The organism is Microbispora sp. H10949, from assembly GCF_014161435.1.
Classification (GTDB): domain Bacteria; phylum Actinomycetota; class Actinomycetes; order Streptosporangiales; family Streptosporangiaceae; genus Microbispora; species Microbispora triticiradicis.
The window spans coordinates 370,272-386,576 of record NZ_JABBWZ010000008.1 but is presented as its reverse complement, the minus strand read 5'-3'; the positions used below and the strand labels follow the sequence as shown (position 1 = coordinate 386,576).

The following is a 16,305-nucleotide window of genomic DNA, read 5'->3' as shown; positions in this document are numbered from 1 at the left end:
CTCCTGCTCAGTTCGACCCGGACAACGCCGCGCGCACAAGGTCGCTGACCGTCATGTCGTTGATTTCCTGCATCGTCGGCAGGCTCGGCTCCGCCTGCCCCTCCTCCGGAGACGCCTCGTCGGGCAGGCCGGGCAGCAGCTCCTCCCGCAGGTAGCCGGACAGCTCCCGCGGGTTCGGATAGTCGAACATCAGCGTCGCCGGCAGCCGCAGCCCGGTGGCCGCCGACAGCCGGTTGCGCAGTTCGATCGCGGCCAGCGAGTCCAGGCCCAGCTCGGTGAAGCCCCTGGCGACGTCGATCGCGTCCGGGTCGGCGTGCCGCACGGCCGCCACCTCCGCCCGCACCAGGTCGAGCAGGATCCGGTCCCGGTCGGCCGGTCCGGCGTCCGCCAGCCGCTCGGCGAGGGTCCGCTCCGCCGGCCGCGCCGCCTCGGACCGCGCCTTCGCGGGGACGAAACCGGCCAGCATGGGCGGGACGGACTCCGCGGCGGCGAGCGCGGCCCGGTCGAGCCGGAGCGGCACCAGCACCGCGTCCGGCCGGGTCAGTGCGGCGTCGATCAGCGCCAGCCCGTCCTCGGTGGACAGGGCGGGCATGCCGAGCGCGGCCATCCGGCGCTCCTCCGACTCCCCGTCGACGGCCTCGCCGCCGAGCCCGGTCCGCGTCGCCCAGAGCGGGAAGGCCAGCGACGTCGCCGGCCGCCCGGAGGCCGCCCGATGGGCGGCGAGGGCGTCGAGGAAGCGGTTGGCCGCGGCGTAGTTGCCCTGCCCGGCGCCGATCAGCAGTCCGGCGAACGAGGAGAACAGCACGAAGGCGGTCAGATCGGCGTCGGCGGTGAGCTCGTGCAGGTGCCAGGCGCCGTCGACCTTGGGCCGCAGCACCGCCTCGACCTGCGCCGGCGTCAGCGACCCGATCAGCGCGTTGTCCATCACGCCGGCCGCGTGGACCACCGCGCGGAGCGGCCGGTCCGGCGGGATCGCGGCGAGCACGCCGGCCAGCGCGGCCCGGTCGGCCACGTCGCACGCCGCGATCGTCACCTCCGCGCCGAGGCCGGTCAGCTCGCGCTCCAGGCGCCGCGCCTCCTCGGTGTCCCGGCCGCGGCGGCTGGTCAGCAGCAGGTGCCGCACGCCGTGGGCGGTGACGAGGTGCCGGGCGAGGTGCGCGCCGAGCCCGCCGGCGCCGCCGGTGACGAGCACGGTGCCGTCCGGGTCCCACGGCGGCGTCTCACGGTCCGCGGTCGCCGGGGCAAGCCGGGGAACGCGGGCGACGCCCTGCCGCAGCATGATCTCCGCCTCCCCGGACCGGATCGCGGGCAGCAGCACGGCCGTCGACGCCGGGGTGCCGTCGGTGTCGACGAGCACGAACCGGCCGGGGTTCTCCTGCTGGGCCGCCCGGACCAGGCCCCAGACCGGCGCGTGGGCCAGCCCGTCGGTCCCGTCCGCGTCGCCGACGGCGTGCCTGGTGAGGATCACCAGCCGGGAGGCGGCGAGGCGCTCGTCGGCCAGCCAGGAGCGCAGCACGTCCAGCACCTCGTGGACGGCCGCCCGCGTCCGTACGGGGACCTCGGCGGGCTCGGCGAGGCACTGGTGGATCACCAGGTCGGGCACGGGGGCTCCGGCGTCGATCGCCGACACCAGGGCGGCGAGGCCGTCGTGCGCGCCACCGGCGCGCCGCGCGAGACCGAAGTGGTCGGCCCCGGCCAGCACCGGTGCGGTCCCGGCCGTCGCCCCCTCCAGCGGCAGGTCGCGCCATTCGAGCCGCAGGACAGACCCACCCCGGGGGTCGCCGCCGGCCGTCCCAGTCACCTCCCGCGCGGCGAGCCGCCGCACCGTGGCGACCGTACGGCCCCTGTCGTCGGCCAGCGTCATGGTGGACAGTTCGTCGCCGCGCAGCCTGCGGATGTGCACCCGCAGCGCGGCGGCGCCACCCGTGCGCAGGGTCGTGCCGGTCCAGGCGAACGGGATGACCGTGCGGCCTTCCCGCAGGCCCTGCTCGTCCAGCAGGTCGGCGTGGAAGGTCGCGTCGAGCAGCGCCGGGTGCAGGCCGAACCTCCGCGCGTCGGCCGCGGCCCGCTCGGGCAGGGCGACCTCGGCGTAGACGTCGTCGCCGTCGCGCCAGGCCGCGCGCAGCCCCTGGAACGCCGGGCCGTACTCGTATCCGCGGGCGGCCAGCAGGTCGTAGCCGCCGGTGATCGCCGTCTCGGCGGCTCCTGGCGGCGGCCACTGGGTGAGATCGGCGGCGGCCTCGCCGAGGGCGGGATCGTCCTCGGCGGTGAGCGTGCCGGTCGCGTGCCGCGTCCACCCGCCGCCGTCCTCGGGCCGGGTGTGGATGTGGATCGCCCGCGCCCCGGCGGAGTCCGGCGGTTCCACGGTGACCTGCAGCGCCAGTGCGCCGCGGCCGGGCACGACGAGCGGCGCCTCCATGATCAGCTCGGCGACCGTGCCGCAGCCCACCTCCTGACCGGCGCGCAGGGCGAGCTCGACCAGGCCGCTGCCGGGCAGCAGGATCCGGCCCCGCACCCGGTGGTCGGCCAGCCAGGGCTGGGTGGCCGTGCACAGCCGCCCGGTCAGCACCACCCGGTCGTCGGGCATGGCCACGACGGCCGACAGCAGCGGATGCGTGGACGCCTGCTGGCCGAGCCCGGTCGCGTCGGCGGCGACCTGCGGCGCGTCGAGCCAGAACCGGCTGTTCTCGAAGGGATAGGTCGGCAGGTCCACCGGCCGTGCGCCGGTTCCGGCGAAGAACGCCCGCCAGTCGACGGCGACGCCGCCGGAGTGCAGGCGGGCGAGCGCGGTCAGGACGGCGGCCGGCTCGGGCCGGTCGCGCCGGGCGGTGGCCGTGAACAGCGCGGTGTCCGGCGCGCTCCGCTGGGCCAGGGCGGTGAGCACGCCGTCCGGGCCGAGTTCGGTGAAGCGGGTGACGCCCGCCGCCGCCAGGACCGAGACGGCCGCGGCGAAGCGGACCGGGCGCCGGACCTGGTCGACCCAGTAGTCCGCGGTGCACAGCTCCGCGCCGACGACCTCGCCGGTGACCGTCGAGACGACCGGAATCGCCGGGGCCGTGTACGTGAGCGACGCGGCGACCGCGCGCAGGCCGTCCAGCATCGGCTCCATGAGCGGCGAGTGGAAGGCGTGCGAGACCCGCAGCCGGGTGGTCTTGCGTCCCGCCGCCGCCAGCTCGGCCGCGATGGCGAGCACCTCGGCCTCGTCGCCGGACAGCACGACCGAGTCGGGCGCGTTGACCGCCGCGATGCCGGCCCGGCCGGTCAGCAGTGGTGTCACCTCGTCCTCGGTGGCCGCGACCGCGACCATCGCGCCGCCGGGCGGCAGCGCCTGCATCAGCGCGCCGCGGGCCGCCACCAGCGCGGCGGCGTCGGGAAGGGAGAGCACCCCGGCGACGTGGGCCGCGGCGAGCTCGCCGATCGAGTGCCCGGCGAGGTAGTCGGGCCGCACCCCCCAGGATTCGAGCAGCCGGTAGAGCGCCACCTCCAGCGCGAACAGGCCGCTCTGGGCGTACACCGTCTGGTTGACCAGATCGCCGTCCTCGCCCCACAGCACCTCGCGCAGCGGCCGGTCACCGTGGTGGTCGGGCCGCCGGTCCAGGTGCCGGTCCAGCTCGGCGAGCACGGCGTCGAACGCCTCCGCGAAGACCGGGAACGCCTCGTACAGCTCGCGGCCCATGCCGGGACGCTGGCTGCCCTGCCCGGTGAACAGGAACGCGGTCTGCCCGCCGGTGCCGGTCACTCCGGTGACGAGATCGGCCACGCCGGGGTCGACGGTGTCCGCGGCCAGCGCGGCCAGGCCGCGCTCCGCCGCGGCGCGCCCGTCGGCGAGCACCACCGCGCGGTGGGCGTGCGCGGCCCGGCCGGTGGCCAGTGAGTAGCCGACGTCGCGAAGGTCCAGCTCTGGCTGGAGCTCCAGATGATTCAGGAGCCGGCCCGCCTGGGCGCGCAGCGCCCGCGGGGTCCGGCCGGAGACCACCAGAGGCACGATCGGCAGGCCGGCGGGACCGGACGACGGCGTCTCCTCGGCCGAGGACTCCTCGGCCGGCGCCTGCTCCAGGATCAGGTGCGCGTTGGTGCCGCTGAGCCCGAACGACGACACCGCCGCCCGGCGCGGCCTGCCCTCCTCGGGCCAGGCCACCGGCTCGGTCAGCAGCCGCACCTGGCCGGAGTCCCAGTCCACCTGCGGCGACGGCTGGTCCACGTGCAGGGTGCGCGGCGCCGTCCCCGCCCGCATGGCCATCACCATCTTGATCACACCGGCCACGCCGGCCGCCGCCTGGGTGTGGCCGATGTTCGACTTCACCGACCCCAGCCACAACGGCCGCTCCCGGCCCTGCCCGTACGTCGCGATGATCGCCTGCGCCTCGATCGGGTCACCCAGCGTCGTCCCCGTACCGTGACCCTCCACCACATCCACGTCAGCCGGGGAAAGCCCAGCAGCCGCCAGCGCCTGCCCGATCACCCGCTGCTGCGACGGACCGTTCGGCGCCGTCAACCCATTCGACGCGCCGTCCTGGTTCACCGCAGAACCACGGATCACCCCCAGCACCCGATGCCCACGCCGCCGCGCATCCGACAACCGCTCCAGCACCAGCAGACCGGCGCCCTCGCCCCACGCGGTGCCGTCGGCCCCTCCGGCGTACGACTTGCACCGGCCGTCGGCGGCCAGCCCCCGCTGGCGGCTGAAGTCGACGAACACCTCCGGCGTCGGCATGACCGTGACACCTCCGGCCAGCGCCAGGTCGATCTCGCCGCGTTGCAGCGCCTGGTGGGCCATGTGCACCGCCACCAGCGACGACGAGCACGCCGTGTCCACGGTGATGGCCGGGCCCTCCAGGCCGAAGGCGTACGCGACCCGCCCGGAGGCGACGCTGGCGGCACTGCCGTTGCCGAGGTAGCCGGCCAGCTCCTCGGGGACCTCGCGCAGCCTGCTGGCGTACTCGTGGTACATCACCCCGGCGTAGACGCCGGTGCGGCTGCCGCGCGCGGCCCTCGGGTCGATGCCGGCCCGCTCGAACGCCTCCCAGGCGGTCTGCAGCAGCAGCCGCTGCTGCGGGTCCATGGCCAGCGCCTCGCGCGGCATGATGCCGAAGAACTCGGGGTCGAACTCGGCGGCGTCGTACAGGAACCCGCCCCGGCGGGTGTAGGTCTTGCCGGGCACACCCGGTTCCGGGTCGTAGACGCCGTCGTCCCAGCCGCGGTCGGCGGGGAACTCGCCGATCGCGTCGACGCCGTCGGCGACCAGCCGCCACAGGTCCTCGGGCGACCGTACGCCGCCGGGGTAGCGGCAGGCCATGCCGACGATCGCGATCGGCTCGTCCGCGACCGGCTCCGCGGCGCGGGTGGCCGGGACGTCCGCGGTGGCTCCACCGGCCCGGTCCGCCACGCGGTCGCCCATCAGGCCGGCCAGGCGGTCGGCGAGGTGCGCGGCGACCGCGCGCGCGGTCGGGTGGTCGAAGACCAGCGTCGCGGGCAGCGTGAGCCCGCTCGACGCGCCCAGCCGGTTGCGGAACTCCATCGCGGCCAGCGAGTCGAAGCCGAGGTCGGTGAACGGGCGGTCCGGGTCGATCTCGCCGGACCCGGCGTGACCGAGCACCGCCGCCACGTCCACGCGTACGAGATCGAGCAGGATCCGGTCGCGGTCGGCGGCGGGACGGCCGGCCAGGCGGTCGGCGAGGGCGTTGCCGGCCGCCGGCTTCGTGACCGCCTGCGCCTTGGCGCGGGCGGCGAAGGCGCGCAGCGGCGCGGGCAGTTCGTCGGTACGGGCGCGCAGGGCGGCCCGGTCCAGCTTGATCGGCAGTTGCACCGGATCCGTGCCGCGCAGCGCGACGTCCAGCAGCGCGAGGCTCTCGTCGGCCGACAGCGGCATGATGCCCTGCCGTTCGATGCGGGCGACGTCGCTCTCGCTGAGCCCTTCCGCCATTCCGGCGCCGGTCCACAGGTGCCACGGCAACGAGAGGGCGGGCAGGCCGTGGGCGTGCCGGTGGGCGGCCAGGCCGTCGAGGAAGGCGTTGGCCGCGGCGTAGTTGCCCTGGCCCGCCCCAGCCAGCGTGCTCGCGGTGCTGGAGAACAGGACGAAGGCGCTGAGGTCCCGGTCGCGGGTCAGCTCGTGCAGGTGCCAGGCCGCGTCGGCCTTGGGCGCGAAGACGGTGTCCAGCCGGTCCGGGGTCAGCGACTCGATCAGCCCGTCGTCCAGCACCCCGGCCGCGTGGACCACCGCCGTAAGATCCGGCACCTCCTCCAGCAGCCGCGCCACCGCCTCCCGATCCGCCACGTCACAGGCCACCACCCGCACCTGAGCACCCAGACCGGTCAGCTCCGCCGCCAGCAGATCGGCCCCGGGCGTGTCCAGGCCGCGACGCCCGGCCAGCACCAGCGACCGCACCCCGTGCGCCGTCACCAGATGCCGCGCCACCCGCGCACCGACCCCACCGACACCCCCGGTCACCACCACCGCCCCAGCACCGAAACCCACCGGCCCGGAGCCAGAAGCCGCCTGCTCGGAACCGGGGATCGCCGGCTGGTTGTCGGGGGTCACCACGGCCAGGCGCGGGACCCGCACCTGGCCCGCCCGGATCAGCAGTTCGGGCTCACCGGCGGCCACCGCCGCGGCCAGCACCGCCTCCGACTCCGTGGTGCCGTCGATGTCGGCCAGCACGAACCGGCCCGGGTTCTCCTGCTGGGCCGCGCGGACCAGGCCCCACACCGGCGCCGCCGACACGTCCACGTCCTCACCCGGCAGCCCCACCGCACCCCGCGTGACGACCACCAACGGCCCGCCAGGCTCCGGAACGGCCACCCACTCCTGCACCCGCTCCAACACCCCGGCCACCACCGACCGCATCCCCGGAAGCGTCTGCGGGGCACCCGAGACGTCCAGGCGGGTGAACTCCTGCTTCCCCGCGGCCGGCTGGGCCGGGGCGGGGACCGGGGCGGGGACCCAGTCGACCCGGTAGACCCGCTCCCCCACCGCCTGCGCCGACATCGCCCGGCACACATACGACTCCACCGACGCCACCGGCGCACCAGAGGCGTCGGCGATCTCCAACGCCACCGCGTCCCCCGCCACATCCGCCACCGGAGTGATCCGCACCCGCACCAGCGACGCCCCCGCCGCGAACACACTCACCCCACCGAACGCGAACGGCAACCGCACCGCCCCCGCATCCACCCCCTCAGGACCACTCACCGGATCGGTGGCCACATCGGTCGCCTGCAACACCGCGTCCAGCAACGCCGGATGCACCGCGAACCCACCCGCCTGCACCCCCTCAGGCAACGCGACCTCCGCGAACACCTCCCCCGAACCCCGCCACACCCTCCGCAACCCCCGGAACGCCGGCCCGTACCCATACCCCCGACCGGCCAACTCCGGATACCACGACGACACATCCACCACCCCGGCACCCCGAGGCGGCCACTCCGCCAGATCGAACCCCGCCACCCCCACGACCGGACCCACCACACCCGACGCGTGCCGCACCCACACCCCGTCCCCATCACCATCCGGACGGGAGAAGATCTGCACCGAGCGCGTCAGGCCGTCACCGGCGGGGCCGAGGACCACCCGCAGGGCGACCCCGCCCTCGGCGGGCAGCACGAGCGGCGCTTCGAGGACGAGCTCGTCGAGGCTGGGGCAGCCCGCCCAGTCGCCCGCCTGCGTCGCCAGCTCGATGAACCCGGTGCCGGGGAACAGGACCCGGCCCGAGATCACGTGGTCGGCCAGCCACGGATGCGTCCGCGGCGAGACACGGCCGGTCAGCACCGCCTCGCCGGACTCCGGCGACTCCACGGCGGCCGACAGGATCGGGTGCGTGATGTGGTCCAGCCCGGCGGCGCCGACGTCGCCCGCGCCGTACGTGTACCCGTCGAGCCAGAACCGCCTGCGCTGGAAGGCGTACGTGGGCAGGTCCAGCCCGGCCGGGGCGTCGCCGCCGAAGTACGCGGCCCAGTCGACCGCCAGGCCGTGCGCGTACGCCCGGCCGAGGCCGGCGACGAGTTCGCGCACCTCGTCGCGGCCCTTGCGGGCGACGGCGACGAACGCGGCCGCGTCCTCCGCGACGCAGGCCTGCCCCATCGCGGCGAGCACCGCGTCCGGCCCGAGCTCGACGAAGGTGGTGACGTTCCGGGCGGCGAGGTCGCCCACGGCGGCGGCGAACCGGACCGGCTCCCGCACGTGCCGCACCCAGTGCTCCGGCGAGCCCAGCTCCTCGGCCGTGGCCAGTGTGCCCGTGAGGGTGGACACCAGGGGGATGGCCGGAGACGCGAACGACAGCTCCTCCGCGACCCCGCGGAAGCCGGCGAGCATCGGCTCCATCAGCGCCGAGTGGAAGGCGTGGCTCACCCGCAGGGGGGTCGTCCGGTGGCCGTCGGCCGCGAGAGCCGCGGCGGCCCGCGACACGGCCGCCTCGTCACCGGAGATGACGACCGACTCCGGCCCGTTGACCGCCGCGATGTCCACGCCGTCGCCGAGCAGCGGGCGCACCCGCTCCTCGGCCGCGCGTACGGCGACCATCGCCCCTCCGGCCGGCAGGGCCTGCATCAGGCTGCCCCGCGCGGCGACCAGGCGGGCCGCGTCCGCCAGGGACAGCACCCCGGCCACGTGCGCGGCGGCCAGCTCGCCGATCGAGTGCCCGGCGACGTAGTCGGGCCGCGTCCCCCACGACTCCAGCAGCCGGTAGAGGGAGACCTCCAGCGCGAACAGCGCGGCCTGGGCGTAGCCGGTCTGGTTGACCAGATCGGCGTCCTCGCCCCACAGCACCTCGCGCAGCGGCCGGTCCAGATGGCGGTCCAGCTCGGCGAGCACGGCGTCGAACGCCTCGGCGAAGACCGGGAATGCGCCGTACAGCTCGCGGCCCATGCCGAGGCGCTGGCTGCCCTGCCCGGTGAACAGGAACGCCACCCTGCCCTCGCGGGCAGCCCCGGCGGGCGTGGAGCCGTCCGCCAGCGCGGCGAGGCCGGCCGCGAACTCGGCCCGGTCCGCGCCGGTCACGACGGCCCGGCACTCGAGCGCGGCGCGTGTGGTGGCGAGGGCGCGGCCGAGCTCGCCGATCTCCGCGTCCGGCAGTGTCTCCAGGTACGGCAGCAGCCGTCCGGCCTGGGCGCGCAGCGCCTGCGGGGTGCGGCCCGACACGACCAGCGGCACGGTCGCGGGAGCGGGCCGCGGTTCCCGTACGGGTTCGCCCGGCGCCGACTCGACGATCACGTGGGCGTTGGTGCCGCTGATACCGAACGACGACACCGCCGCCCGGCGCGGCCTGCCCTCCTCGGGCCAGGCCACCGGCTCGGTCAGCAGCCGCACCTGACCGGCGTCCCAGTCCACCTGGGGTGAGGGCTCCGCGGCGTGCAGCGACCTGGGCAGCTCGCCATGGCGCATGGCCATCACCATCTTGATCACACCGGCCACGCCGGCCGCCGCCTGGGTGTGCCCGATGTTCGACTTCACCGACCCCAGCCACAACGGCCGCTCCCGGCCCTGCCCGTACGTCGCGATGATCGCCTGCGCCTCGATCGGGTCACCCAGCGTCGTCCCCGTACCGTGACCCTCCACCACATCCACGTCAGCCGGGGAAAGCCCAGCAGCCGCCAGCGCCTGCCCGATCACCCGCTGCTGCGACGGACCGTTCGGCGCCGTCAACCCATTCGACGCACCATCCTGGTTCACCGCAGAACCACGAATCACCCCCAGCACCCGATGCCCACGCCGCCGCGCATCCGACAACCGCTCCAGCACCAGCAGACCGATGCCCTCGCTCCAGCCGACGCCGTCCGCGCCCGCGCCGAACGACTTGCACCGGCCGTCGGCGGCCAATCCGCGCTGGCGGCTCATGTCCACGAAGGTGTCGGGGGTGGACATGACGGTGACGCCGCCCGCCAGGGCCAGGTCGCACTCTCCCCCGCGCAGCCCGGCGGCGGCCAGGTGGATGGTGACCAGCGACGACGAGCACGCGGTGTCCACGGTCATCGCCGGGCCCTCAAGCCCGAAGACGTACGCGACCCGCCCGGACGCGACACCGGCCAGGCTGCCGTTGCCGTGGTAGGCGGCGATCTCCTCGGGCAGCGGGCCGAGCCGCAGGCCCCAGTCGTGGTACATGACCCCCGCGTAGACGCCGGTGCGGCTGCCGCGCACGGACCTCGGGTCGATGCCCGCCCGCTCGAACGCCTCCCAGGAGACCTCCAGCAGCAGCCGCTGCTGCGGGTCCATGGCCTGTGCCTCGCGCGGGCTGATGCCGAAGAAGTCGGCGTCGAAGTCCGCCGCGTCGTACAGGAAACCGCCTTCGCGGGTGTAGCTGGTGGCGGGGCGGCTCAGCTCGGGGTCGTACACGTCGTGCGGCCAGCCCCGGTCGGTGGGGAACTCGCCGATCGCGTCGACGCCGTCGGCGACCAGCCGCCACAGGTCCTCGGGCGACCGTACGCCTCCGGGGTAGCGGCAGGCCATGCCGACGATCGCGATGTCCTCGGTGGGGGCGATGGCGACGGTGGTCTCCTGACGGGTCCGCACCGGCTTCGCGTCGATCGTCTCGGCCAGGTGGGTGGCGAGCGCGAGGGGCGTGGGGTAGTCGAAGACCAGGGTCGCGCTCAGCTTGAGGCCGCTGATCGCGTTGAGCCGGTTGCGCAGTTCCACGGCCGCGAGCGAGTCGAAGCCGAGTTCGTTGAACGCGCGCGCGGGCGCGACGGCGGCGCCGCTCTCGTGCCCGAGTACGGCGGCTGCCTCGGCGCGGACCACCTCGACCAGGGCGTCGACACGCGCGGCGCCGGACAGGCCAGCCACCCGCTCGGCGAGGCCGCCGGCACCGCCGGTGGAGGCGTTGCGGGCGCCGGCGCGCTTCGTCGCCGGGCGCACCAGGCCGCGCAGCAGCGTCGGGATCCCGTCGGCGCGTTCGCGGACCACCCGGTGGTCCACCCGGACCGGGACCACAGCGGGCAGTCCGCTGCGTATTCCGGCGTCCAGCAGCGCGAGGTTCTCCTCGGACGACAGCGGCACCAGCCCCGAGCGCGCGATGCGCGCCAGTGCGGCCTCGTCCAGTCCTGCGCCCATTCCCGCGCCGGCCCACAGGCCCCAGGCCAGCGAGGTGGCGGGCAGGCCGTGGGCGTGCCGGTGGGCGGCCAGGGCGTCGAGGAAGGCGTTGGCCGCGGCGTAGTTGCCCTGGCCGGGCGCGTCGAACAGGGTCGCCGTGGAGGAGAACAGGACGAAGGCGCTGAGGTCCCGGTCGCGGGTCAGCTCGTGCAGGTGCCAGGCCGCGTCGGCCTTGGGCGCGAAGACGGTGTCCAGCCGGTCCGGGGTCAGCGACTCGATCAGCCCGTCGTCCAGCACCCCGGCCGCGTGGACCACCGCCGTCAGGTCCGGCACCTCCTCCAGCAGCCGCGCCACCGCCTCCCGGTCGGCCACGTCACAGGCCACCACCCGCACCTGAGCGCCCAACTCGGTCAGCTCCGCCACCAGCAGATCGGCCCCGGGCGTGTCCGGGCCACGACGCCCGGCCAGCACCAGCGACCGCACTCCATGCGCCGTCACCAGATGCCGCGCCACCCGCGCACCGACCCCACCGACACCCCCGGTCACCACCACCGCCCCAGCACCGAAACCCACCGGTTCGGTCTCGGGGGTCATGGTGGTCAGGCGCGGGACCCGCACCTGGCCCGCGCGGATCAGCAGTTCGGGCTCACCGGTGGCCACCGCCGCGGCCAGCACCGCCTCCGACTCCGTGGTGCCATCGATGTCGGCCAGCACGAACCGGCCCGGCCACTCGGCCATCGCCGACCGCACCAGCCCCCACACCGGCGCCACCGACACGTCCACGTCCTCACCCGGCAGCCCCACCGCACCCCGCGTGACCACCACCAACGGCCCACCAGGCTCCGGAACCGTCACCCACTCCTGCACCCGCTCCAACACCCCGGCCGCCACCGACCGCATCCCTGACAGGACCCCAGAGGGTGCTTCCGCCTGCGTGTCCGGCAGCGCACTTGACGAGGCTTCGCGGGTGACGGGGACGTCAAAGCGGGTGAACTCCTGCTTCGCGGAGGCCGGCTGGACCGGGGCAGTAACCGGAGCGGGGACCCAGTCGACCCGGTAGACCCGCTCCCCCACCGACTGCGCCGACATCGCCCGGCACACATACGACTCCACCGACGCCACCGGCGCACCAGAGGCGTCGGCGATCTCCAACGCCACCGCATCCCCCGCCACATCCGCCACCGGAGCGATCCGCACCCGCACCAGCGACGCCCCCGCCGCGAACACACTCACCCCACCGAATGCGAACGGCAACCGCACCGCCCCCGCATCCACCCCCTCAGAACCACTCACCGGATCGGTGGCCACATCGGTCGCCTGCAACACCGCGTCCAGCAACGCCGGATGCACCGCGAACCCACCCGCCTGCACCCCCTCAGGCAACGCGACCTCCGCGAACACCTCCCCCGAACCCCGCCACACCCTCCGCAACCCCCGGAACGCCGGCCCGTACCCATACCCCCGACCGGCCAACTCCGGATACCACGACGACACATCCACCACCTCGGCACCCCGAGGCGGCCACTCCGCCAGATCGAACCCCGCCACCCCCACGACCGGACCCACCACACCCGACGCGTGCCGCACCCACACCCCGTCCCCATCACCATCCGGACGGGAGAAGACGTCGACCACCCGCCGGCCGGCGTCGTCGGGTTCGGCCACGACGACCTGGACCGACACTCCGCCGCGGTCGGGCACGACCAGCGGGGCGTGCAGGGTCAGGTCCTCGACCTGCGGGCAGCCGGCCTGGTCACCGGCGTACACGGCCAGTTCGAGCAGGGCGGTGCCCGGGAGCAGGACCCGGCCCGAGATCACGTGGTCGGCCAGCCAGGGGTGGGTCCGCAGGGAGAGGCGGCCGGTCAGCACGACGCGGTCCTCTCCGGCGGCGCGCAGCACGGCGCCGAGGAGCGGGTGGTCCGCGGGCGCCTGGCCGAGGCCCAGCGCGTCGTTCGGCTCCTGCGGAGACATCCAGAAACGCCTGCCCTGGAAGGCGTACGTGGGCAGGTCGACGCGGCGGGCCCCCGGGCCGTACGCCGATCCCTCCAGGGCGGCGCCGCGCGTGTGGGCGACGGCGACCGCGGTCAGCAGCTGACGCACCTCGCCGCGGTCCCGCCGCAGCACGGGCACGAAGGCGAGGTCGCCGGAAGCGTCGGCGAGGCAGTCCTGGGCCATCGCGCTGAGCACGCCGTCCGGCCCGATCTCCACGAACGTGTCCACGCCTCTGGCGTGCAGCGCGGCGACGCCGTCGCGGAACCGCACGGCGTCGCGGACGTGCCGCACCCAGTAGTCCGGCGAGCACAGCTCCTCGGCGGTGGCGAGTTCGCCGGTCACCGTGGAGACGACCGGCACGCTCGGCGGCGAGTACGTCAGGATCCCGGCCACCCGCCCGAACTCGGCGAGCATCGGCTCCATCAGCGGCGAGTGGAAGGCGTGGCTCACGCGCAGCCGCCTGGTCTTGCGGCCGTCGGCCTCGAAGCGGGCCGCGACGGCCAGCACCTCCGCCTCGTCGCCCGACACGACGACCGACCGGGGGCCGTTGACCGCCGCGATTCCGGCGCGGCCGGTGAGCAGCGGCGTCACCTCGTCCTCGGCGGCCTGGATGGCGACCATCGCGCCGTCGGCCGGGAGGGCCTGCATCAGGCGGCCGCGCGCGGCGACCAGCGTGGCCGCGTCCTCGAGCGACAGCACCCCGGCCACGTGCGCGGCGGCCAGCTCCCCGATCGAGTGCCCGGCGACGTAGTCCGGCCGCACCCCCCACGACTCCAGCAGCCGGTAGGCGGCGACCTGCAGAGCGAACAAGGCCGGCTGCGCGTACGCCGTCTGGTGGAGGAGATCGGCCTCGGGGGTGCCGGGCTCGGCGAACAGCACGTCCAGGAGCGGGCGGTCGAGCTGGAGGTCCAGATATCCGGCGGCGTCGTCGAGGGCGGCGGCGAAGACGGGATACGTCCCGCACAGCTCGCGGCCCATGTCCAGGCGCTGGCTGCCCTGGCCGGTGAACAGGTACGCCAGCGCACCGCCGGTGACGCTCCCCCTGACCACGTCCGGGCCGCTCTCGCCCTGGGACAGGGCGCGCAGCCCGCGCAGGCACTCGTCCCGGCCGGTGGCCAGGACGACCGCCCGGTCCGGGAACGCCGTACGGGTGGTCACCAGGGAGTATCCGGCGTCGGCGGGCGTCACGGTGTCGTCGGCCGCAAGCAGGTCGTGCAGCCGGGCCGCCTGGGCCCGCAGCGCGTCGTCTCCCCGGGCCGACACCGGAACCAGGCACGGCGCCGTCGCCAGGTCCGGCACCGTCTCTTCGGGCACCGTCTCTTCGGGCGCCGTCGCCGTGTCCGCGGACGGTGCCGAGGGCGCCGCGGCGCCGTCCACCGGCCGCGTCCCGGCGTCGGAAGCGTCGCCCGCCGGCGGCGTGGCAGCGGCGGCGTCCGACGGCGGCTCCTCGATGATCACGTGAGCGTTGGTGCCGCTGACGCCGAACGCCGATATGCCCGCCCGTCGCGGCCGTCCGTTCTCCTGCCAGGGCACGGGCTCGGTCAGCAGCGACACCCGGCCCGCCGACCAGTTCACGGCCGACGACGGCTGGTCGACGTGCAGGGTCTTCGGCAGCACCCCGTGCCGCATGGCCAGCACCATCTTGATCAGGCCGACGACGCCGGCCGCCGCCTGGGTGTGGCCGATGTTCGACTTCACCGATCCCAGCCACAGCGGGTCGTCCTGCTCGCGACCCTGGCCGTACGTGTCGATGATCGCCTGCGCCTCGATGGGGTCGCCGAGCGTGGTGCCGGTGCCGTGCGCCTCGACCACGTCCACGTCGGACGCCGCGAGCCCCGCGTCGGCGAGCGCCTGCCGGATCACCAGGCGCTGGGCGCGGCCGCTCGGCGCGGTCAGGCCGTTGGACGCGCCGTCCTGGTTGATCGCCGACCCGCGCAGGATCGCGTGCACGGTGTGGCCGTTGCGGCGCGCGTCCGACAGCCGCTCCAGGACCAGCACCGCCGCGCCCTCGGAGAAGCCGGTGCCGTCGGCGGCCTCGGCGAACGGCTTGCAGATCCCGTCCGGCGCGAGACCGCGCAGCCTGCTGAACGCGGTGAACACCCCGGGGCTGCTCAGCACGGCCACGCCGCCCACCAGCGCGAGGCCGCACTCGCCGTTGCGCAGGGCCTGCGCCGCGACGTGCACCGCGACGAGCGAGCCCGAGCAGGCGGTGTCGATCGCGAGCGCCGGTCCGAGCAGCCCGAGCGTGTACGCCACCCGGCCGGCCACCACGCTGGTCGCGTTGCCGGTGATCAGGTAGCCGTCGAGCCCGTCGGGCGCGTCGGCGATGCGGGGGCCGTACTCCTGGGGCTCGACCCCGATGTAGACGCCGGACCGGCTGCCCGCGAGCGAGGCCGGGTCGATGCCGGCGCGCTCGATCGCCTCCCAGGCGGTCTCCAGCACGAGCCGCTGCTGCGGGTCCATGGTCTGCGCCTCGCGCGGGCTGATGCCGAAGAAGTCCGCGTCGAAGAGCGTCGCCTCCGGCAGGAAGCCGCCGCGCCGCAGGTAGGTGGTGCCGGGCTGGTCCGGGTCGGGGTCGAACAATCGCTCCAGGTCCCAGCCGCGGTCGTCGGGGAAGTCGGTGAGAACGTGCCGGCCGTCGTCGACCAGGCGCCACAGCCCCTCGGGCGAGTCGACCCCGCCGGGCAGGCGGCAGCCGATGCCGACGATGGCGATCGGCTCGTCGACGGCCTGCCTCTCGCCGGCGACCGGCTCCGGGCCGGTCTCAGGGCCGGTGTCCCCGAGCAGTTCCGTACGGAGGAAGGCGGCGAGGGACGCCGGTGTCGGATGGTCGAAGGCGGCGCTCACCCCCAGCGCGAGCCCGGTCACGGCGTTGAGCAGGCTCTGCAGTTCGACCAGGGCGATCGAGTCGAGACCGAGATCCCGGAACGCCCGGCGGGGCGAGACCTCGGCCGGGTCGTCCGGCCGGAACTTCCGCAGCACGGCCGCCGTCTGCGTACACACCAGATCGAGCAGCACGCGGTTTTGCTCGGCGAGCGGCAGACCGGTCAGGCGGGCGGCCAGCGCCGCTCCTCCGTCCGGTATGCGCGCTGCCCACGACCCGTCGAACCCAGACTCAGACATGGCGTACCTCTGCCGAAATATAGGTGCCTGAAAAGGCAGACACATCTCACCCACGATCTACGCAAACCCTAAGACAGGGAATCACCCGCCCAATAACCCCTATCGCCCCCTGACTTCGCCCGCGGCGGCGCCGTCGGCCGTTGCCGGAAGTCGCGGTGGAGTGTTATCAAAAA

1 protein-coding gene is annotated in these 16,305 nt (G+C 75.0%); it reads right to left on the bottom strand.

Annotated elements, in window-relative coordinates; genetic code table 11:
• Positions 1-7 precede the first annotated feature (7 nt).
• Positions 8-16,132 carry a type I polyketide synthase gene (locus HHX40_RS22675; RefSeq protein WP_182882218.1) on the bottom strand — a complete coding sequence of 5,375 codons (16,125 nt, stop codon included), beginning with the start codon at positions 16,130-16,132 and terminating at the stop codon, positions 8-10.
• Positions 16,133-16,305: the final 173 nt, after the last annotated feature.

What these genes read in the sequence shown, in the direction of transcription:
- HHX40_RS22675 (WP_182882218.1), bottom strand. Translation starts at nt 16,132, where the DNA reads ATGTCTGAGTCTGGGTTCGACGGGTCGTGGGCAGCGCGCATACCGGAC.